This window comes from Limosilactobacillus gastricus DSM 16045, from assembly GCF_001434365.1.
In the GTDB taxonomy this organism is placed as follows: Bacteria; Bacillota; Bacilli; order Lactobacillales; family Lactobacillaceae; genus Limosilactobacillus; species Limosilactobacillus gastricus.
Genome location: NZ_AZFN01000005.1, coordinates 71,910 through 92,030, shown reverse-complemented (window position 1 = coordinate 92,030; position 20,121 = coordinate 71,910). Strand labels below are relative to the sequence as shown.

Below are 20,121 nucleotides of genomic sequence, written 5' to 3'. Positions count from 1 at the left end.
TCTGTCCAACTTAGGGGGTTCACTTCTCATGACCTGATCGTCTGCTTGGCCTTTTTTATTGATAACAATTTGATTCGCGATCATATTCGAGCTCGAAATTTCCCCATGCCGTTTCAAGTTTAATAGTTTGATAAACGGGTGTGTATCCATGATGGTTCATAGTTACTGTGATTTCATGATTATCAGTTACCTTTACTATGTATTCATTGTATGCACCCTGCAGATACTGAAAATCTTCTCCATTGTCCTGATAATGCTGATATTGACCTTTTTGCCCAAAGAGCTTAAAAGTAATCGTTTGGTCTGACAATTGCGAAACGCGTAAAGCTGGTTGGGTTAATGGTAAGATTTGATTGTCCCTAACAAAGATTGGCAAATGATCGAGGGGCGCATCAATAATCTGACTAGTCTGGCCCTGATAAACTTGTCCTGACCAAAAATCATGCCAACAGCCACTCGGGAAGTACACGATTCTTTCTTGACTTCCCTGAGTAACGACCGGAGCAACCAGAACATTATCGCCGACCATGTATTCATCGTTCAAATTGGCAACGTGCGGATCATCAGGGTAATTCAAAACTAATGGTCGAACTACCGGTAATCCTGATTGACTACTTGCCCTCAACTGATCATATAAGAACGGAATTAGTCGATAACGTAATTGTAGATATTTTCGGTAGAGGTTAAGCACTGGTTGCCCAAATACCCATGGTTCTTGATAACGAGTCCCCATTTGGGAATGATTTCGTAAAAGCGGCACAAATAACGAGGCTTCTAACCAACGAATTAGCAGTTCAGCCGTTGTATCAGCTTGAAAGCCACCAACATCCGTCCCACAAAAAGCAAAACCACTTAGCCCCAAATTGCTTAATTGAGGTACCACCATTTGTAAATGAGCCCATAAACTCTGGTTATCACCCGTCCATACTGTTGAATACTTTTGCGTCCCTGCATAAGCGGCTCGGGTAATTACAAAGGGACGCTTTCCAGTCAGTTCCTTCAGTCCCTGATAGGTTGCTTTTGACATATTATGACCGTAGACATTATGCATCTTCGCATGGGTACTTGGCTGATCATGGTCCGTAAAGATGAGGTCATTTGGTAACGGACCATTAAAGGAAGCCGGCTCGTTCATATCATTCCAAACTCCACATACTCCACGATCCGTTAAAAATTTGATATTTTGGGCCCACCATTTTTGAACTGTTGTTTTACCAAAATCAGGAAAAACAGCGTCGCCCGGCCAGACCCGATTTACATAAGTTTCGCCATACCTATTAGTAACAAAATAATGCTTAGCCTCCCCAACCTGATAAAGGTCATAATCTGAGTCTTGTTTGACCCCGGCATCGATTATTGGCATTAACCGAATTTGCCGTTTTTGCATACGTGATAAAAAACCTGACAAATCAGGGTATTTATCTTGATCCCACGTAAAATCACGATATCCCCTCATATAATCAATATCCAAGTGGATCACATCAAGGGGCAACTTTAAATCATCAAACTTTTTAGCGATATCTTCGACCCGTTTGGCACTGGTGCTATAACCCCAGCGTGATTGCTGATAACCCAAGGTCCATTTTTGAGGAAGTGGTGTCTTACCGGTTAAGTACGTATAATTCGCCACGACTTCTTTCAGGTCTTTGCCCCCTAAAATGTAATAATTTACATTTCCACCAGTCGTTGCGTAAAAGTAATATTCATTGCTTTCTTTTCCCAAATCAAAACTGCTCCGAAACGGATTATCAAAAAACAACCCAAATGGCCGCCCCTGATTGATACCGTATAGAACTGGGATCGATTTATATATAGCTGGAGTCGCCTCCGTATGAACATCTGGAATATCACTATTCCAATTTTCAAATTGATACCCCCGCTTATTCAAAAATCCGGTCTTATCACCTAAGCCATAGAAATTAGTGGAGGCATCAAGTTGTTTTACTACCTCCCAGTAATGTTCATTCGTTGGTAATAGTTCGTTAATAACATGACCTTCAGCCCCTACCATGGCTAGATGCTCAGCATCCATATCATTTTCTAAAGGTTGACGAGCTCCACGATAATCTAAAATCAAAGGTTCATGTTGTCCATTAAAAACATCAAAATGATGATCATCAGAAACCTCAATGATCAAATCTTTGGTTATCACGCTCACTTGTGTACCATGTGATTCGACTGAAAAACGAGTCGGTTGGCTCTTATCACCTTCAATAGCATACGAATAATCCTGATCACCACGATAGGAAAATATCCGGATAATCGCTGAAGTAATTATCATAAGCTGGTCATCCTGGTGATCCGCATAATGAAAACTAATCACTTGTCCATTCTGATCATATCCCATTAATGTATTTGTCATGTTGATTGGTTCCTTTCTATCAAAACTTTTCCCTGTCATCCTAGCATTAATTGTAAACGTTTACAATAACGAAGTGGAAATTATCAGAAATTTTACCATTTGACAAAAAGATTTTATAATAAGCTCAAATAGATCAAGGAGCTAAGACCATGACCGCTACTATCAAAGATGTTGCCAATTTAGCAGGAGTTTCCACGGCCACTGTATCACGAGTTTTGTCGGACAAAAAAGGAACCTATAGTCAACAAGCCGCCCAAAAAGTTTTGGCTGCCGCTAAGAAACTTGGTTACGTAAAAAATGTGGCCGCTGCTGAATTGGTTTCTAAATCCAGTAATCGAATTGCGGTGATTTTAAATAATACTTTGACAAACTTTTGGACTGACGTGATTAAAGGAATTTACGATGCCGCAATGGAAATGGGATATCAAATTTTTATCCTCTATGCTGGTGATAAAAATTTACCACAATTTCATAATGCCCTGGATGTGGCACTGGAACGACCACTAGCCGGCATTTTAATGATTTCAACCATGATTGATCAAAAAGCCAAAGATCGCCTCCAAGCTTCAGGAGTTCCCTTTCGCTTGGTTTCCATCTATGATGAAAAAAAACGGCTTTACAAAGACTTACCCTATACCAGTTCCAATAATGTTGAGATAGCGACAATAGCGACCCGCTACCTTATTGAACTCGGTCATGAACGAATCGGGCTGGTAGGAATTGATCGATCCAATACTGGTCAACAACGATTATTTGGCTTTGAACAAGAAATGATCAAGCATCAACTACCAATTGAACCCAGCTGGATCCATTACGGCAATTATAGTTATCCCACCGGTCAAAATTCCTTTGCCGATCTATTAAATGATCAGCTAACAGCTGTAATTACAGCCAGTGATATGATCGCAGTTGGGATGATTCAACAGGCCAACGTCTCGGGGATAACCTTACCTCAACAATTATCCATTCTCAGTATCGATGGGACTTATCTTTGTGATATTACCACACCAACTATTACCAGCGTTACCCAAAACTTTTATCAGATGGGTCGCCAATCAGTTATTGGGCTTCTTAATAATCAACCTGCAGAATTTATTCCAGTTAAAATTACCGAGCGTCAAAGTACGATTAGAATCTAACCAACTCCTGCTTTAGGCAGGTTTTTTTATTTTTACAACATATAACCGTTTCCAAATATACATTGCATTCAGTCAAATCCATGCTAAAATGTTATCGAATCTTGTAAACGTTTACAGTTAACTTGGAGGTTTATTATGGAAAATCAACATTGGTGGAGTCGCGCCGTTGTCTATCAAATTTATCCCAAAAGCTTTCAGGACAGTAATGGTGATGGAATCGGCGACTTACCGGGCATTATTCAACGTTTGGATTATCTCGCTAAATTAGGGGTTGATATTATCTGGCTAAACCCAATCTATGCTTCCCCGCAAGTCGATAATGGCTATGATATCAGTGACTATCACGCCATTGACCCTGCTTTTGGCACCATGGATGATTTTAAGAAGTTAGTCGAACTGGCCCATCAAAAAGGGATCAAAATTGTGATGGATTTGGTTGTTAATCATACTTCGGACCAACATAATTGGTTTATTGAATCGAAACGTTCAACCAACAATCGCTACCGGGATTTTTATATTTGGCGCGATGCTGATTCTGAACATGCCCCTAACAATTGGGGCTCATATTTTTCCGGCTCGGCTTGGCAATATGATCCGCAAACTAAACAGTCATACCTACACCTTTTTGCCCCTGAACAGCCGGATTTAAACTGGGAAAATTCCCTTGTTCGCCAGGAAGTTTATCAAATGATGAATTGGTGGTCTGAACTGGGAGTTGATGGTTTTCGAATGGATGTCATTAGCTTAATCTCAAAACCAGCCGGCTTACCCGATGCCCCGAAGAGCGATAATAGCCAATATGGTAATCCAGAAACGATGGTTGCTAATGGACCACGGGTTCATGAATTTTTACAAGAAATGCATCAAGCCGTGATGGACCATCATCAAATGGTTACCGTTGGTGAAACGCCGGGCGTTACGACCAAAGAAGCTCAAAAATACGCAAATTTAAATAATCGTGAGCTTAATATGGTCTTTCAATTTGAACATATGAGTTTAGACGGCAATCCCAATCCCCAATTAGGAAAATGGTATGATCAAAAAGTTAAATTATCATTATTAAGGGAAAATCTATCGAAATGGCAAACTGAACTCGCTGGTCAAGCTTGGAATTCTTTATATTGGAATAATCATGATCAACCTCGGGCAGTATCACGCTTTGGAGACGACTCAACGGAAACTTACCGGGAAAAATCAGCTAAAATGCTTGCCACTATTCTCCACTTTCAACAAGGAACTCCTTACATTTATGAGGGTGAAGAAATCGGCATGACCAATTATCCTTTCCAAGATTTGAGCGATTATAACGATTTGGAATCTATCAACGCATATCATCAGTTAGTTGATCAAGCTCACTTACTAGACGGGAAAACGATGCTAAAATATTTAGCTTTCCACTCGCGCGATAATGCGCGAACACCAATGCAATGGGATGATACCACTCATGCTGGCTTTACCACTGGACAACCTTGGTTACCAGTTAACCCTAATTACTCACAATTAAATGTTCAGCAAGCCTTAGCTGATCCAAATTCTATTTTCTACTACTACCAACGCTTGATTCAATTACGGCATGAGTTACCGGTAATCACTAATGGTCAGTATGCTCTAATAGCAGGAAACCTTGAGGATCCCGATGTTTATGCCTACACTCGAGACGATGGTCAGCAAAAATTATGGATAATTGCTAATTTTACCAAGCAAACTTTACAACGAGACTTCTCAATTCCGAAAGCAGCCACTCGTTTAATTAGTAACTATGATGATGATCAATTAATCACTTTACGACCTTATGAAGCTAAAGTGTATCAACAAATATATTGATGGGAAGTGATCTCAATGGATACAAAGAAAACTACGTCACCCCGCCAAGCACTTGATACGGGATTACCAGACCTACCACAACGGACCCTATATGCCATCACTTTTGCCTTCTTAGGAATTAATATGGCCTTTTCGCTCCAAAGTTCGCAAATGAGTCGAATCTGTCAAACGATCGGGGCTGACCCGAATAATCTCGGTTTTTTCTTTATCTTTCCACCACTTATGGGAATGATCGTTCAACCCATTTTAGGAAAGATGTCTGATCGTACTTGGCACCATCGCTTTGGTCGGCGAATGATTTACCTACTATTTGGAACTCCCATCGCCGCCTTAGTCCTATTAATGCTCCCCTTTTCTGGGTCATTTGGCTTTGGTTATGGTTCATTAACTGCCATGATTTACGCTTGTGTCGCCGTTTGTTTTATGGACTTATTTTCCAATATTTGTATGCAACCATCGCGAATGATTGTCGGGGATATGGTGAACAATAAACAAAAGAATTTTGCTTGGTCTTGGCAACAAATTTTTTCCAACACGGGAGCCATTTTAGCGACCCTCTTACCATTTATCTTTACCGCCTTTGGGATGTCCAACACCGCTAAAAAAGGGGTTGTCCCGAATACTGTTATTTGGGCCTATATCTGTGCCGCAGTGGTTTTATTGGTAACTGGTCTTTGGACAGTTTTTAATGTCAAAGAATACGATCCAGCCACCTATGCTAAATATCACCAGATCGATCCCCAGGTTGCCCAACAAAAGGTCAGTCTATGGAAACTAATTCGGCAAGCTCCCCGTTCATTTTGGGAAATCAATCTGGTTCAATTATTCTCCTGGTTTGCGATTATGTATGGTTGGACCTATACTACCGGAACGTTAGCTAAAAATGTTTGGCACACGACCAACGTCACTTCCGCTGGATATCAAGCTGCCGGGAACTGGTATGGGGTCTTAACAGCTATTTCAAGTATTGCGGCAATTATTTGGGGACTTTTCATTGCTAAGACTAAGCCTGGTTCACGAAAGGGTTGGTATACTTTTGGCTTAATTATTGGAGGAATCGGCATGGCGGCTTTAGCCTTTGTGACCACCAAGACAGCCACGATAATCGCTATGATTATGTTTGGAATCGGGAATTTGAGTATCAATACCGCGCCCTTTACTCTCCTTACTTCATCCATAAGTGGCGAAAATGAGGGGGCTTACCTAGGTCTCTTTAATGTAGGAATTTGTGTCCCGCAAATTCTTGCTTCACTTTGTTCTTTCTTTATTTTCCCCCTTGTGGGTCACCAACAACCGATGATGATTTTAATTGCTGGAATTGCTCTCTTAATTGGGGCCTGTTTTGTCCCAATGATTCACGAGGGCGTTGTCAAAAAAGCCGAAGTTTAATCTATTAGCTAGTAACTTGTGTTGTCACAAAAAGGGATAAACTAAATTTCCAATCGGATTTTTAGCTTATCCCTTTACTTATATGAATTTTTTATATCATCTTATAGAGGCAGGTCTTTTTTCACGAAGGATAGGCCCCCTAACGTGATTGTCCCTATACCAATTCCACCAAGAACCGCAATTTTAGGAATCCAATCACTACCCCCAGCTAAGATATTCTTGATATCAAATAAAGATAAAATTGTAAAATGTTGCACTGGTTTCAAATCTGGTACCCCAAAATCAGCAAAAGATCCTACAATGGCAATGATTAGAAAGGCAAGTACCAGTAGGCCACCCGTTCCCATCACATTTTTAGATAAATTAAAAATACCAGAAGCGGCGAACATAATCCCGGCTAAAGCCAAAGAAACCATAAAGGCACCCAAGTTTAAATATACAATAACATCATTAGCAAATCCGGCGTCAGCCATATTATTAACCATCATAAAAGTTCCCGTGGTCGTCAAGAATGTAGCTGCTAAAGATCCAATAAAGTAAATAGCTTGAGTTGTCACAACAGTGGTCCTTCTAATCGGTGCTGATAAGATATAAGCCATTGATCCTCGGTCAACTTGATTTGCTAAAAGTTTGTTACCCGTAATAATAATATAGATCGAAATAACTGACGGCATTAACATATTGTAATACATTTGGTTGACTAAGGCGGCCATATCCATGGATAAAAGCTGTCCCAGCAAAATATTTAAAATTAGTGTAACAATGGCTCAAGTGGCAAAATTAGCCTTAATTGATTGCTTTAATAATGGAATGCTCATAATATTTCTCTCCCTCTAATTTAAGCAGTGACAAGTTCTTCTGCAAAATAATCATCTAATCCCATCCGTTTAATGGAAACTTCTTTAACATTAACCATCCCTAATTCTTGGATCAAGTTCCGATCTTCTTTTTCATGAATGGTGAGTTTTACAATTTTCTTATTGTTATCATAGCCACTAACTTTGAAATTGGATTTCAAAAGACGCTGATAACTTTTTTCGTCTTCAAGCTCTATCTTAAATTCTTGATGCAATCGCAGATTGTCCATCTTTTTTTGATCAAGCAAATCAAATATTTTCCCTCTTTTCAAAAAAGCAATCCGATCACAAGTTGGTTCCAACTCATTGAACATATGGCTCGACATCAAAATCGTTTTTTGCTGGGACTTGGCATCTTTAACTAAATTAATAAAAACATCCCGCATCACCGGATCCAGTCCCGTCGTTGGTTCATCTAAGAGTAAAATCTTTGCATCTGTCATAAAGGCACAGACCAAGGCCACTTTTTGCTTCATTCCTTTACTCATCCGCTTTATATCAGCCGTTGTGTCTATTTTTAACTTCTGAATTAGATCGTTTACCTTTTGATTTTCGTGTGCCTTCTGGTGTAATAAATCAAGCTGGAGCTTTAAAAAGGTCTGCCCAGACCTAGTATCTGGAAAGGCGATTTCTCCTGGTACATATCCCACATAATTTTTGATGGTAGATGCGTTTTTCCAAACATCAAAACCGTCAATTTGGGCATTGCCGTTATTTGCTTTAATAAAGCCCATCAACATCCGAAAAGTCGTCGTTTTTCCCGCCCCATTGACGCCAACGAGTCCAAAAACCTCGCCTTGTTTAATTTGGAGGTCCATATTAAAAACACCACGACCGCTTCCGTAATCCTTGGTTAAATTATCAATTACAATCATATTTTTTACCATTTTAGATCTCCTCGAATACCTTATCTGACCGGTAAAAGTCTAAGAAATACTTTTCTAAGTTAAACCGTCTTTCATTGATAGCGATAACCTTTAAATCTGCTAACTGTTTGAAAAAATCACTAATCCTTTCCTTCGCTACGGTTACCTCCAAAACTAACGGCTGAACAATCTTTTTATTATCAAAAACGCTCATTGCTTGAGCTAAATTACTTGGATTAGTAAAGCCTAATTGGAAATTTTTTTGTCTTTCATTTTTCAAGTCTGCAGCGTCAACTTCGGCAACAATTCTGCCTTCTTTAATAATGTTTATTCGATCGCAAGTGGCCTCAACTTCTGGAAAGATATGACTGGATAGTAAAATGGTTTTACCTCGTCTCTTTTCTTCCACCATAAATTCAATAAATTTTTCTTGCATTACTGGATCTAGGCCCGAAGTGGGTTCATCTAATATGAGAATTTCTGGGTCAGCCATAAAGGCAACTACCACTGCTAATTTTCGTTTTTCTCCCAAGCTCATCTTTTTCATTGATCCTTGGTAATCAAGATCAAACAATTCAATCAAATGATTCAAGTAGCGATCATCTTTTATATGACGCATTGCTTTCATCATTTTAATAAACTGGCCTCCCGTCATATCATCTGGTAAAGCCACCTCACCAGGTAAATATCCCACATATTTCATGACCTCTTGAGGTTTATTAGTACAATCAAAGCCATTAATCTCGACTTTGCCTTGCCCCGGTTTAGTAAAGCCCATGAGATGGCGGATCGTTGTCGATTTTCCAGCTCCATTAGGTCCTAAGAATCCTAATACCTCGCCTTTATTAATTTCAAAATTAACATCAAAGATACCTCGTCCGTGACCAAAATCCTTGGTCAGATGTTCTACTTTAAGCACTGTCATCTATATTTCCTCCTATCTCTTAAGCGATGGTCTTAGTATATAAGGACTAAGTAAACTTAACGTAAACTTTAAAAAAAAGGCTGAAAAGAAACCAATTTACGTTCCTTTTCAGCCTTAATGCTTTTCCCAGCTGTTTTTAGGTATTTAATTCTACTATAAATTCAACTCCTGTTTTAGGCAGGTTATTTACCGTAATTTTTCCTCCCACTAGATCTAAAACTCGTTTGACAATGGCAAGGCCAAGGCCTAAACCATCAGCACTATCTTTTGCATGGTAGAACTTATTAAATAATTTCTCCTGGTCTTCCTGACTCAGATTAGGACCAGAGTTCGTAATCACAACTCTGGTTTTCCCTGTTAAGACCTGATTTTTCACCGTGATCTTTCCGTTTTCTGGAGTAAACTTGAGGCAATTATTTAAGAGATTGGTCCAAATATGCTTAATCAAATCCTGATTGCTAGTCAACTTAGCCTTAACCAAGTCCACCTCAAGTTCAATCTTTTTTGTTTCTATTTGGGGTAAAAAAGTGATCACTGACTGCCGCAACTGTTCATCTAAGGAATAAGTTTGAACATCAGTAACAATCGTTTGTTTCTCAAGAGAAGTTAATAGTAATATATTTTTTGAAAGATTAGTTAACCGATTGGATTCATCTGCAATAATGTCGATATATAACTTTTTTTGCTCCTCACTGAGGGTTTCATCTTTTAACATTTCAGCGAAACCATTGATGGAAGTAATTGGGGTCCGAAACTCATGCGAAAATTCACTAATAAAATCATCACGTAACTTACTGACGCCTTCTAATTCTTGCGCCATCTTATTAAAATCACGATAGGTTTCTCTGAGAGGACCCGCCTGCTTTAAATCCAAGCGAACTGAAAAATCTCCGGAGGCAACTCTATTCATCTGCCTTGAAAGTTGCCGTATAATTCTAGTCAATCTTGTAAAGATAAAAGTTAAAAAGATCCACAAAATTATGAATACCGGCACTATCATCATCAGGGCAAGTAACTGGCGGTTCGTCCATGTTGGGATTTCGCTCGTTAACAAAACCATCGCTAACTGCATCCCCATGATCATGAGCACACTAGCTATCACTACTCCAACTATTGTCCACCTAGTGAAAGGTTTATTTCTTTTCATGATGTAGGATCCCCCGATATCCCAAGCCCCTGACCGTTTGGATTTCAAAGTCATCCTTAAAATCAGATAACTTTTTCCTCAGTCGACTAATATGAGTTTTGACCGTATCTTCATTACTATCAGAGTCCAGTCCCCAGATCTCATCAAAAAGCTGACCTGTAGTAAAAACCTGATTGGGATAAGACAATAACTTAAATAACAGGGCAAACTCTTTGTTGGCTAACTCCACGGTGATGCTATCCTTTTGAACAAGCAGGGTAGTTTCGTTGATACTCGTCTCACCGATTTTAATCACCCGGGAACTTTGAATTTTTGCCCGCCTCATCAGCGCTGCAATCCGCAACACTAATTCATCCAAATTGACGGGTTTAGTAATGTAATCATCAACCCCACTAGTAAAGCCAATCGTTTTATCCCGAATGGTTTCCTTTGCCGTTAACATAATAATCGGAAAATCATACCCATCTTGTCTCAGTGTCTTAACCAAGGTAAAGCCATCCATAATCGGCATCATGACATCACTAATCAGCATATCAACTGCATTTTCTTCAATATATGCTAGAGCCTGTTGACCATTACTGACAGTGCTTATATCATACAGTCCTGCTAGTTTACTCTTTAGCAACAAGCATATATCCCTATCATCTTCGGCAAGTAGTATTTTTGCCATTACGATCCCCTTTTCCTTTCGAAACAAAGTTTAATTTCATCAAATTGATTAGCTCTTACTTTTTAAATCGTTGATTGATCATACTCTGTAACAATTTTCCTAGAATATTTTTCGCCATCTCAAAGGCACTCGGGGAGAGTTCTCGGGTGCTTTTTGCTACTGAGAGAATTTTATCCAAAGCGTATAGTTCTCTAAAATAGGTTAAATTTGCTTGATTAGCAACTTGATAACCATAACTTAAGAAAGCCTGTAATTCCTCACTACTTAATTGATTTAACCAATCATCAATCACCTCTTTAGACCAGCGCGAGACCGTCTGTAGGTCATCAACCTTTACCAAATGATCGTCTTGAATCTCCCACTTGGTTACAAAATGTTGAGCAGGACCAAGGCCTTTACTAGCAACCACTTGATAGTCAAATCGATCATCTAATAAGAGACCGATTAAGGCTTGTTGCGGAACATATTTATGGATTTTAGTTTGCAAAGCTGTTAACTTACCTTGATAACGTTCTTCTTGATTTAAGAAACCCGGGCCATCGAAGTTATAGGTTGCCACTATCTTCTTTTGCTGACTGGTACTAGCATTTAGGGTCACATAAGTTGCCAAGTTACCGCCCTTCGAATGTCCCACCAAATACACCGACTGCCAATAGTGTTTGCGCATCCAAGCTTTAAAATAGGTTTGCGCTAATCTTTGCGCTGGTACTACCTGGCGATAGGTCATGTTAAGATCTTCTTTCCACCCAATGGTAATCGCCGGCGTCCCCCGATAGGCAATAACGGCTCTCCCAGTCGGTAATTGAAAAATAACCGCCCCAAATTGGATTTCTTGGGCGCGATCCGTAATAATCTTCGGATTGCAACATTTGATGGAATTAAAACGACGACTGTTAGCAAGAACTTGTAATAGTTGGGTTCCTTGGTGACTTTTACTGGTCAACAATTCCTGAAGCTTGGGATTGGCAAATTGACTGAAGGTGGTTGGCTTATCCAGTTGATCGAAATCATAATATGCCAACTGAGCAAAGACCATTGCATCCACTTCATTTAGTGGTGCTAGCATAAATGATTTTTCAGCCTGTTCTATATACTCTTGCATTACCACCATATTAAAACTCTCCATTTAGTAAATTATGCCTATTATAACAAAACCACCCTTAACCTGATTAGTTAAAGGTGGTTGATTTTGTCTGGATGCGATTAACTTATGGATTAGTAGTCGTTGGCGTAACCGTAATCGTCCGCGTTGTTGAAGTTGTGTAGGTATAAGTAGACGAATGCGTCGCCCCCGGAATAACCGTTGTCGTCGTGTTGGTCGTTGTATTAGTGTTCGTTGTATTGGTATTATTCGTATTCGTGTTGTTAGTTGTCGTTGCGGCTCGGCTGGTCTGAGTTGTCCCAGCCGTAGAAGCAGTGTTTGTAATCGTGCCTGACGTTTGGCCATCATTCATCGAACCTGAACTTGCCGAACTGGAACTAGTTGAAGATGAACTCTTCTTTTTCTCAGAACGATGCTTACTCTTTGCAGAAGGACTAGCATGACTAGATTTTACTGCCGCTTGCTTAGAATGACTAGTAGCAGTGGAATGTGAATTAGTCCCCACAAACGGGGTCACTGCCATACCACCCAAACCTAAGACGATCATTCCCAATAATAGCCAGTTAATGAAAACCCGACCTTTTCCAACGGTCGTATTACCGGTTTTCCGAATCCGGCGAACTTGTTGCGCAACTAATAAAATGTAACCGACCAGACCAATCCCTAATACGGTTCCAAATAATTGCATCTCATCACTCCTTTAATTATGCCAGATATATACCAAAGTATATCTTTCTATAACATAATCGTAACAGAGAAATGACGTTAATTCCAGTCGTCTTTTAAATTTTGCAAATATTTATTCATATATTGTTGAATTTATATTCACCAGTCAACTATTTAAAAATTTGACCAACCCATTTAATAACATTTTTTATCCATTTAACAACATGCCGAATTAAATGTTCCACTCGATCGGTAAAATTTAGATGTTCTTCATGGTGTCCTCGATCAGATTCCTTGACTGGTTCGATTGGTCGTAAGGAAGCACTGGTTTCATCACCATCTTCATTAAAGGTCCTTACAGAGTCATTGGAAGTAGTAGTCTCTGATGAATCCTCGCTATCATCAAGTTCGCTTGAACTCGATACAGCTAGTGGCATTAATGTGGGCTGACTATTACTTGAATCTGTTTCAGATGCTGTCTTACTACTTGCAGCCGATAATTGACTCGTTGAATTTACTGATGTTGAAGTGGCCTTTGGTACCAAATTAACTCCACTAACCTTCATCGTGACAATCGGTGATCCCGATTCAGATTGACTGGTAACACTTTGTGACTTAGAAGTCGGTTGGCTTTCGGTGACCACGGAAGCACTATTTGCGCTTGAACTCGCGCTAGCTACTCTGTCATTAGTATCTTCAGTTAATTGGACTGATCCACTAATCGCACATTGCTGACAATCAGAAACCATCGTTTCTTGATCATTTTCCCCTGAACAATCAGCCCAAGCGGTTTGACGACCATTATAAGCCGTTATCCCTAATCCTAAACTGAACAATAAGAATGGCACCGCCAATGACTTTGGAATATGAAATTGCTTAGACAGATTCCATTTGGTTGTCATCCTATCTTCCCTCTCTAGATATCTTTACATTTATATTAACGCTATTAATTTTACGCACTTTTCCGACCCAGGTAAAGAAATTCACCCCAATTAATTCTTATTTTTTTCTTATCTCAGCAAAATGTTAAAATGTTGTTAAATTTTAGTTACAAAAAGGGTGCTGACAATTTTAGCACCCTTAATTCCGGTCAAAAAGCGCGCCCCACGAGTTTAACTACGAACTCACGTCGGTCCATCTCGTACCAACATTCGTTTTAGGTTAGACCAATGGGACGCTTTATTGCTTTTTTTCCAGTTTTTTATCTTACTTATTCCTTCAACTGAGCTAAACTTGATCCAAAAATTTGTTCAATGGCCACTGGATCCCGATGACTAAAGAACTGACTCTTACCGGTATTTAATGAAGCCACTTGTTTCATTTCTTCATCCGATAGTTCAAAATCAAAAATTGCAAAATTTTCTTGCATCCGTTCCTGATGTACGGACTTGGGAATTAAAATAATCCCCTGTTGTAATTCCCAGCGTAAGATGACTTGACCAACTGTTTTATGATGAGCATCCGCAATCGCTTGCAGTGTTTCATTAGTAAATATTCCGTTATGTCCCTCCGCAAATGGTGCCCAGCTCATCACCTGAACCCCTTCCGCTTGATTAAACTTCACTTCGCATTCTTCAGTATAGAAGGGGTTAATCTCGATTTGATTTACCATGGGTTTAACCTTACTCATTAATTCAAGATTTTTTAAATGATCAGGTTCAAAGTTAGCGACCCCAATGGCTTTTAATTGACCAGCTTCATAAGCTTCGGTTAAAGCTCGCCAAGCTCCGTAAACGTCACCAAATGGTTGGTGAAAAAGATATAAGTCAATATAATCCGTTCCTAAACGTTCTAAAGAGGCCTGAATCCCAGCTTTTGCACGCTCATAGTTTGCGTCAGAAACCCATAATTTAGAAGTAATGAAAAATTCAGCCCGATCCAAACCACTGGCTTGAATTGCCTGCCCTAATTGTGCTTCATTTTGATAGGCTGTGGCCGTATCAAAAGAACGATAACCAACTTTAATCGCATTTAGAACTACGTCTTTAGTCTTATCTGGTTCAATTTGAAAAACGCCAAATCCTAATTGTGGCATTTCCAATCCATTACTTAATTTAACTGTTTGCATGATAAAACTCCTTTACATTTCTTTTCTATAGTTTAGTTGGATATTAATGGCTTTTAAATTACTCTTTATGCATGTTATTATAGCTAAAACGTATACTAAGGAGTTAACCATGATTGATTATCAACTTCTAGAAGAACTCGTTACCTTTCAAGAAACTGGAACTCTCTCCGCAACCGCGGAAAAGCTCCTCATTACCCAACCTAGCGTAACCCGCGGAATGCAAAAATTGGAAGATGAATTAGGTGTGTCCCTCTTTGATCGGACCGTTAACCGCTTAAAATTAAATTCCACCGGGGAATTAGCAGCTAAGCCGGCCCGAAAAGCCTTAGCAGCTAACCAAGACTTTGTTACGATTACCCAAAACTATGCTCATCAACAAGATGCTATTACCATTGCCTCAATTGCCCCAGGTCCATTATTATTATTAGATTATTTACAAACTCAAAATGACAACTTAACAAACTTTGTCTTAAAACCTGTCATGTCAGTCACTGAAGTCAAAGAAAGTTTATTATCTGCTGAAGGTCAGTTAGCTTTTATTACCGATCCACTGGATAGTGATTACATTATTGAAGAGCCCATTGGTAGCGAACAATTATATCTTTCAATTAGCACTTTTCATGCTTTAGCTAGCTATCCAAAAGTGACCTTTGATGATCTGGCGGATATGAGTTTTATCCTATCTGACGATATTGGGATCTGGCATGACATTATCCAGAACGCGATCCCCAATCTTCATCCGCTAGTACAAAATTCCGAAGAAGCTATTCAACAATTGACGTCCTTTAGTGATTTTCCGGCCTTTAATTCCAATATCACTCAACTGACTTCCAATCGGAATACCGATAATCGCAAAAGTGTTTTAATTGATGATGATCGCGCTCGAATGAAATTCTTTGCAGCCTATGTTCATGAGCAGGCAGATCGCGTTAAACCCATTATTGAATTAATGAAAGCACTCTGGCCTACTAAAAATAATTAGTTACCTCTTTTTATAGCAACGATACTAATAAGGAGTTGAATTAACGCTAGGATTGCCATCCCCATAAAGGCAACATCAATCCCTTGGACAGAGGCAATTTGATGTGATCCACTTTGCGTGGTCACAAAGGTCAGGATCGCAGTGAAAATTGCCACGCCAAAAGCCCCACTAATGGTCCGTAATGATGTCAACACCGCGGTTTGACTAGCCTTTTCTTCATCACTGCTTCCTTGCATCGCCCAGGTCACCACTGGCATCATGATACAAGCAACTCCAATTAACCGAATTGCAAATAGAATGGAAATTACCCACAGACTAGTAGAATCATTGAAGCAAGCAGACCCTAAGGCTGACACTAACACGGCACTGCTTCCCATAATTAATAACCACTTAATCCCATACCGATCATAAAATTTACCGGTAATGGGATTCAAAATAGCCATTAAAAGTGACCCTGGTAGCATCACTAACCCTGAAACGACAGCTGATTGATGTAAAATATTTTGCACATAGATCGGATAAATAGTCGAGCCAGCCATCATGGCCGCATATAAGAGCATTGAAATGATAACCGCCCAAGTAAACCGCCGAGAGCGAAAGACCCCTAAATCTAAAAATGGCTGAGCTTCTTTAATTTGCCGATAAGTAAAGGCTAGCAAACTGCCAATCCCCAGAATGATTGGCAACCATACCCAAAGCCTATCGGTAGCACCAAAGTTGCCTAAGCCAACGAGCAAGCCACTAAAACCAATTGCACTGAGCAAAAACGAAACCGTATCAAAATGAGTAAGCTGACTTTCACCAAAATTACGCAAACAAAAGATCCCAACCACTAGAACGATGACACTCAAAACGGTAATAACAGCAAAAATGCTGCGCCAACCAAAAGCATCAATCAAAATTCCCGATAAAGTCGGCGCAATAACTGGTGCAGCGGTGGCCGCTAAGCCATAGATTCCCATCATAACTCCTTGGCGGCCCACTGGAAAGATCGTCATGATGGCGATTTGCGTTAAGGGTAAGAAAATCCCCGTTCCCATGGCTTCCAAGATTCGACCAACGAGCAGGAGTTCAAAGTTTAATCCTAACCAGGCCACTAACGAACCGATTGTAAATAGACTGAACGCACCGATAAATAATTGTCGCGTCGAAAACCGCTTCATAAAATATGCCGTTGCCGGCACCATGATCCCCATCACTAGGGTATAACCACTCGTCAGCCATTGACCAGTTGCGGAATCAACTTTCAAGTCATTCATGATAGCTGGTAAAGCAGTATTGAGGGCGGTTTGCGCCAAAGACGCAGTCACTGATGCTGACATTAAAATGATAAAGATCCAGCTTGCTGTTCGTTTATTCATAAGGTTCTCCTTTTGATTTAATACCTATATTTTAAAAATATTGGTCGGAGAACTTAACAACAAGATTTCGCAAAAGTGTTGCGTCAGAATGTTCTACAGTCAAAGAGGGTGGGAAGAAATGCAAATTAACATTTCTTCCCACCCTCTTTGCTTTTTTCCCTGCTTCTTTTAATCAGCTAATTTACCATATGCTTCATCGTCAACTGGTTCTAACCATTCCGTAGAGCCGGCACCAATTGCCACATGCGAGAACCAACTATCCTTGGTAGCTCCGTGCCAGTGCTTTACGCCATCGTGGAAGACTGCTACATCACCCGGATGCATCTTTTGCGCCGGTTGACCTTCAATTTGGTACCATCCTTCACCAGCGGTACACATAATAATTTGGTAACCATCATGATGTATGTGCCAGTTATTCCGACATCCTGGTTCAAAGTTAACATTGGCAACCCCTACTGTTACATCATCTTTTGCGGGTACCAGACCATTTAGATAACTTTTTCCAATAAAATATTGGGCATAAGCGGTATTTTCTTCCCCAAAACCAAACATATCATTTTTAACTGCTTCTTCATTCTTTGCCATAATTCATTTCTCCTTATTGTTCTTCTACTTTTGCTTTAGCTTCAGTGGCACACCGCAAGGCATTTAAGCTCCGTGGATAGCCAATTAATGGTAAGTTCTGGGAAATTACCTTAATTAAGAATAGATAATCATTCCCATTTTGAATATTAGCCTCCGCATGTCCTTCTAACTGTGGTTCTACGCCACCTTGAGCGGCTAAATAACAAAAGGTCATCAATTCCCGTTCTTGATAATTTAAACCCTGACGTGTGTAGTAATCCCCAAAGCAATTATCAACCAACCATTTGTTGATATTTTGGGCAGCACCACCCTGACTCTTAAAGTCGCGCATTCCTTCGCCAAAAATATCGATTTGGCATTGCTCCCAGCCGCTAAGCGCGTTTCGGGACTAGTCGTTGATTGACCAGGTAATGGTAAGTCGATTCCTTGAGCCGCCAATTGTTGATTAACTACCTTTAAAAATGGATAAACTCGTCCCATCCCTAAGTAATCAATCGCTTGGTAGGTAAGCTCTTTGACCTCGACTGGACTTACTCCCGCTTTTAGGGCCGCTGGAACGTATTCTGAAAATAAATCAATTCCTTGACAACCGATTAAGGTAGCTAGATTACACATAAAACGGGTCCGATCATCTAAATCGTCATTATTAACGACCTCGTCAAACATGAAGTTATTAACGATTTCATATACTTCTGGATCCTTTTGGGCTAATTCTTGAAAAGGATCGTCCGCAAATAAGCGTTGCCGATATTCTGACGCTGCTGAAGAAATTGCCATCTTCTCAACCTCCTAATAAGTGCTAGCAATTTGATTAGTGATCAACCATTGACCATTAATTTTTTGAAATTCCATTTTTATTTGGAGAGGCCATGTCGTGACCCCGCCACCCCAAACCGAAGCGCGAACCAGATTTTGACCAATTAAACTAGCCTGATCCCCATCGATCACGACATCAAAAATATGCTCTTCTTGAGAATCAAAATATTTCATTTGGCCATTTTGAATCTGATCAATCCATTCTAATTTGGGTTGAACCATGCCAGTCATATGAACTAAATTCATGGACGGAGCTAAAATTTGATTCAAAGTAACCAGATCTTTCTTTACCATCGCCTCATTCTCTTGCCGATAGAGCGAAATAATTTGTTCTTCGTCTGACACTGTTTAACACCTCCAGCTTTAGGATAATTACAGTATAAAAGGAGCGATTATATAAAACGATTCCAATTATTAATTCAATGCATAAGTTTTACTTATTTGAACTGATTTGCTAATAATTTAGCAAATGCTTCCACAAAATAACCGCCATTATCTTTATCCCAATAGGCAAAGTATTTTTGTAGAAACTTTTCTTGATGATGAACTAACGGTCGAGCCTGAATCACCGCTGAATTAAATTGGTCTTGCGTCCGTTCATTAACAATCACGTACCCTTGGTTGGTGGCCATTAACATTTCAGCGGCTTCTTTTGTCCCCACGATTTGAAAATCACTGCTAATTCCAAGCGCTCCTTGATAATATTCAATGGTGCTAGTATCTTCTGAATCGCTTTGAATAATCAAACAGGTTAAGTCTTTTAAATCATCAACGTCGACCTTTTGACGGTCTTTTAATTGATTAACACTTGCGGCCACCATCAAAGGACTTGCCGTTAAAAAGTGATTGATAACCCGATCAGATAAAGCCCGTCGTTGATCGGAAAAAATCAAATCCAATTTTTGAGCTTGCATTAGTCGGTAAAGACTTTCGTGATTGCCACTTGTGATGTTGATCTTAATTTGTGGATATTGGCTGGAAAAATCAGCCACTGCTTGCAGAAACTCGCCGGTTCCAAAATCACGGAGATAACCAACATTTAATTGATATTGATCCGGTTCATTAATTTGCTGAGTTCCCTTAATTAAGAAATCCACCGAGTCAAGTAAATCTTTTCCATGTCGATAAAAATATTGACCGGCCGCCGTCACGGTAAAAGTCCGCCCATGGCGATCTAATAAGGCCACCCCCAAAGTAGCTTCTAATTCTTTAATTTGTTGTGAAATAGCGGATTGTGAGATATGGCATTCTTCGGCAGCTAGGGTAAAACTATGTTGCTCAACCACCGCAATAAAATATTTAATCTGAGAAAACATGTCACACCTCCTAAATACTTCTATTTTATCATGACAACAAAAATGA

At 39.7% G+C, this 20,121-nt stretch carries 18 protein-coding genes and 1 pseudogene; 4 read left to right on the top strand and 15 right to left on the bottom strand.

All coding sequences use genetic code 11. The features are described 5' to 3' along the window. Positions 1–55 precede the first annotated feature (55 nt). On the bottom strand, positions 56–2,362 hold the full coding sequence (locus tag FC60_RS02600) for a glycoside hydrolase family 31 protein (protein WP_056936942.1): 2,307 nt from the start codon (positions 2,360–2,362) through the stop codon (positions 56–58). Positions 2,363–2,511: 149 nt separating this feature from the next. On the opposite strand from FC60_RS02600, the gene FC60_RS02595 reads away from it, so the two are divergent. The 3 genes from FC60_RS02595 (at position 2,512) to FC60_RS02585 (ending at position 6,714) form a co-directional block, all read left to right on the top strand. Continuing rightward, positions 2,512–3,501, top strand: coding sequence for a LacI family DNA-binding transcriptional regulator (locus FC60_RS02595; RefSeq protein ID WP_056936941.1), 990 nt, complete (start codon positions 2,512–2,514; stop codon positions 3,499–3,501). A gap of 135 nt (positions 3,502–3,636) precedes the next feature. Then, on the top strand, positions 3,637–5,325 hold the full coding sequence (locus tag FC60_RS02590) for a glycoside hydrolase family 13 protein (protein ID WP_056936940.1): 1,689 nt from the start codon (positions 3,637–3,639) through the stop codon (positions 5,323–5,325). A 15-nt stretch (positions 5,326–5,340) separates the two neighbouring features. Next, the gene (locus FC60_RS02585) at positions 5,341–6,714 is read left to right on the top strand and encodes an SLC45 family MFS transporter (protein WP_056936939.1); all 1,374 of its coding nucleotides are present in this window, start codon (positions 5,341–5,343) and stop codon (positions 6,712–6,714) included. Between the two features lie 101 nt (positions 6,715–6,815). Here the strand turns inward: FC60_RS02585 and FC60_RS02580 are convergent, their stop codons facing one another. The 9 genes from FC60_RS02580 to FC60_RS02540 all read right to left on the bottom strand — a co-directional run bounded on the left by FC60_RS02580 (position 6,816) and on the right by FC60_RS02540 (position 15,015). Further along, positions 6,816–7,454 (bottom strand): ABC transporter permease subunit, encoded by a 639-nt coding sequence (locus FC60_RS02580; RefSeq protein WP_235806059.1) that lies wholly within the window; start codon positions 7,452–7,454, stop codon positions 6,816–6,818. A gap of 98 nt (positions 7,455–7,552) precedes the next feature. Continuing rightward, positions 7,553–8,458 (bottom strand): ABC transporter ATP-binding protein, encoded by a 906-nt coding sequence (locus FC60_RS02575; protein ID WP_056936938.1) that lies wholly within the window; start codon positions 8,456–8,458, stop codon positions 7,553–7,555. A gap of 1 nt (position 8,459) precedes the next feature. Beyond that, positions 8,460–9,362 (bottom strand): ABC transporter ATP-binding protein, encoded by a 903-nt coding sequence (locus FC60_RS02570; RefSeq protein ID WP_056936937.1) that lies wholly within the window; start codon positions 9,360–9,362, stop codon positions 8,460–8,462. Positions 9,363–9,498: 136 nt separating this feature from the next. Then, positions 9,499–10,509 carry a sensor histidine kinase gene (locus tag FC60_RS02565; RefSeq protein WP_056936936.1) on the bottom strand — a complete coding sequence of 337 codons (1,011 nt, stop codon included), beginning with the start codon at positions 10,507–10,509 and terminating at the stop codon, positions 9,499–9,501. Further along, positions 10,496–11,179 (bottom strand): response regulator transcription factor, encoded by a 684-nt coding sequence (locus FC60_RS02560; protein ID WP_056936935.1) that lies wholly within the window; start codon positions 11,177–11,179, stop codon positions 10,496–10,498. The genes FC60_RS02565 and FC60_RS02560 overlap by 14 nt, the downstream gene beginning before the upstream one ends. Before the next feature lie 55 nt (positions 11,180–11,234). Continuing rightward, on the bottom strand, positions 11,235–12,281 hold the full coding sequence (locus FC60_RS02555; protein WP_162252169.1) for an Mbeg1-like protein: 1,047 nt from the start codon (positions 12,279–12,281) through the stop codon (positions 11,235–11,237). A gap of 106 nt (positions 12,282–12,387) precedes the next feature. Further along, positions 12,388–12,969 (bottom strand): hypothetical protein, encoded by a 582-nt coding sequence (locus FC60_RS02550; RefSeq protein WP_056936933.1) that lies wholly within the window; start codon positions 12,967–12,969, stop codon positions 12,388–12,390. Positions 12,970–13,117: 148 nt separating this feature from the next. After that, entirely contained in the window at positions 13,118–13,849 is a 732-nt protein-coding gene (locus tag FC60_RS02545; RefSeq protein ID WP_056936932.1) for a hypothetical protein, read from the bottom strand. 308 nt (positions 13,850–14,157) lie between these two features. Beyond that, a complete protein-coding gene (locus FC60_RS02540; protein ID WP_056936931.1) occupies positions 14,158–15,015 on the bottom strand; it encodes an aldo/keto reductase in 858 nt (285 codons plus the stop codon). Between the two features lie 109 nt (positions 15,016–15,124). On the opposite strand from FC60_RS02540, the gene FC60_RS02535 reads away from it, so the two are divergent. Beyond that, positions 15,125–15,997, top strand: coding sequence for a LysR family transcriptional regulator (locus tag FC60_RS02535; protein ID WP_056936930.1), 873 nt, complete (start codon positions 15,125–15,127; stop codon positions 15,995–15,997). Here the strand turns inward: FC60_RS02535 and FC60_RS02530 are convergent. The 5 genes and pseudogenes from FC60_RS02530 to FC60_RS02510 form a co-directional block, all read right to left on the bottom strand. Next, the gene (locus tag FC60_RS02530) at positions 15,994–17,358 is read right to left on the bottom strand and encodes an MDR family MFS transporter (protein ID WP_056936929.1); all 1,365 of its coding nucleotides are present in this window, start codon (positions 17,356–17,358) and stop codon (positions 15,994–15,996) included. The genes FC60_RS02535 and FC60_RS02530 overlap by 4 nt on opposite strands. A 168-nt stretch (positions 17,359–17,526) precedes the next feature. Continuing rightward, a complete protein-coding gene (locus FC60_RS02525; protein ID WP_007122351.1) occupies positions 17,527–17,943 on the bottom strand; it encodes a cupin domain-containing protein in 417 nt (138 codons plus the stop codon). 13 nt (positions 17,944–17,956) lie between these two features. Beyond that, a pseudogene (locus FC60_RS02520) lies at positions 17,957–18,720 on the bottom strand (carboxymuconolactone decarboxylase family protein). A gap of 12 nt (positions 18,721–18,732) precedes the next feature. Continuing rightward, positions 18,733–19,104: a nuclear transport factor 2 family protein gene (locus FC60_RS02515; RefSeq protein WP_082601324.1), complete on the bottom strand. Its 372-nt coding sequence runs from the start codon at positions 19,102–19,104 to the stop codon at positions 18,733–18,735. A 92-nt stretch (positions 19,105–19,196) separates the two neighbouring features. Further along, positions 19,197–20,075, bottom strand: a complete 879-nt coding sequence (locus FC60_RS02510; RefSeq protein ID WP_056936928.1) for a LysR family transcriptional regulator — start codon at positions 20,073–20,075, stop codon at positions 19,197–19,199. Positions 20,076–20,121 lie beyond the last annotated feature (46 nt).

Bases quoted from the DNA above. Each gene is read 5' to 3' on its own strand.
- FC60_RS02600 (WP_056936942.1), bottom strand. From the start codon at position 2,362: ATGACAAATACATTAATGGGATATGATCAGAATGGACAAGTGATTAGT.
- FC60_RS02595 (WP_056936941.1), top strand. From the start codon at position 2,512: ATGACCGCTACTATCAAAGATGTTGCCAATTTAGCAGGAGTTTCCACG.
- FC60_RS02590 (WP_056936940.1), top strand. From the start codon at position 3,637: ATGGAAAATCAACATTGGTGGAGTCGCGCCGTTGTCTATCAAATTTAT.
- FC60_RS02585 (WP_056936939.1), top strand. From the start codon at position 5,341: ATGGATACAAAGAAAACTACGTCACCCCGCCAAGCACTTGATACGGGA.
- FC60_RS02575 (WP_056936938.1), bottom strand. From the start codon at position 8,458: ATGGTAAAAAATATGATTGTAATTGATAATTTAACCAAGGATTACGGA.
- FC60_RS02570 (WP_056936937.1), bottom strand. From the start codon at position 9,362: ATGACAGTGCTTAAAGTAGAACATCTGACCAAGGATTTTGGTCACGGA.
- FC60_RS02565 (WP_056936936.1), bottom strand. From the start codon at position 10,509: ATGAAAAGAAATAAACCTTTCACTAGGTGGACAATAGTTGGAGTAGTG.
- FC60_RS02560 (WP_056936935.1), bottom strand. From the start codon at position 11,179: ATGGCAAAAATACTACTTGCCGAAGATGATAGGGATATATGCTTGTTG.
- FC60_RS02555 (WP_162252169.1), bottom strand. From the start codon at position 12,281: ATGCAAGAGTATATAGAACAGGCTGAAAAATCATTTATGCTAGCACCA.
- FC60_RS02550 (WP_056936933.1), bottom strand. From the start codon at position 12,969: ATGCAATTATTTGGAACCGTATTAGGGATTGGTCTGGTCGGTTACATT.
- FC60_RS02545 (WP_056936932.1), bottom strand. From the start codon at position 13,849: ATGACAACCAAATGGAATCTGTCTAAGCAATTTCATATTCCAAAGTCA.
- FC60_RS02540 (WP_056936931.1), bottom strand. From the start codon at position 15,015: ATGCAAACAGTTAAATTAAGTAATGGATTGGAAATGCCACAATTAGGA.
- FC60_RS02535 (WP_056936930.1), top strand. From the start codon at position 15,125: ATGATTGATTATCAACTTCTAGAAGAACTCGTTACCTTTCAAGAAACT.
- FC60_RS02530 (WP_056936929.1), bottom strand. From the start codon at position 17,358: ATGAATAAACGAACAGCAAGCTGGATCTTTATCATTTTAATGTCAGCA.
- FC60_RS02525 (WP_007122351.1), bottom strand. From the start codon at position 17,943: ATGGCAAAGAATGAAGAAGCAGTTAAAAATGATATGTTTGGTTTTGGG.
- FC60_RS02510 (WP_056936928.1), bottom strand. From the start codon at position 20,075: ATGTTTTCTCAGATTAAATATTTTATTGCGGTGGTTGAGCAACATAGT.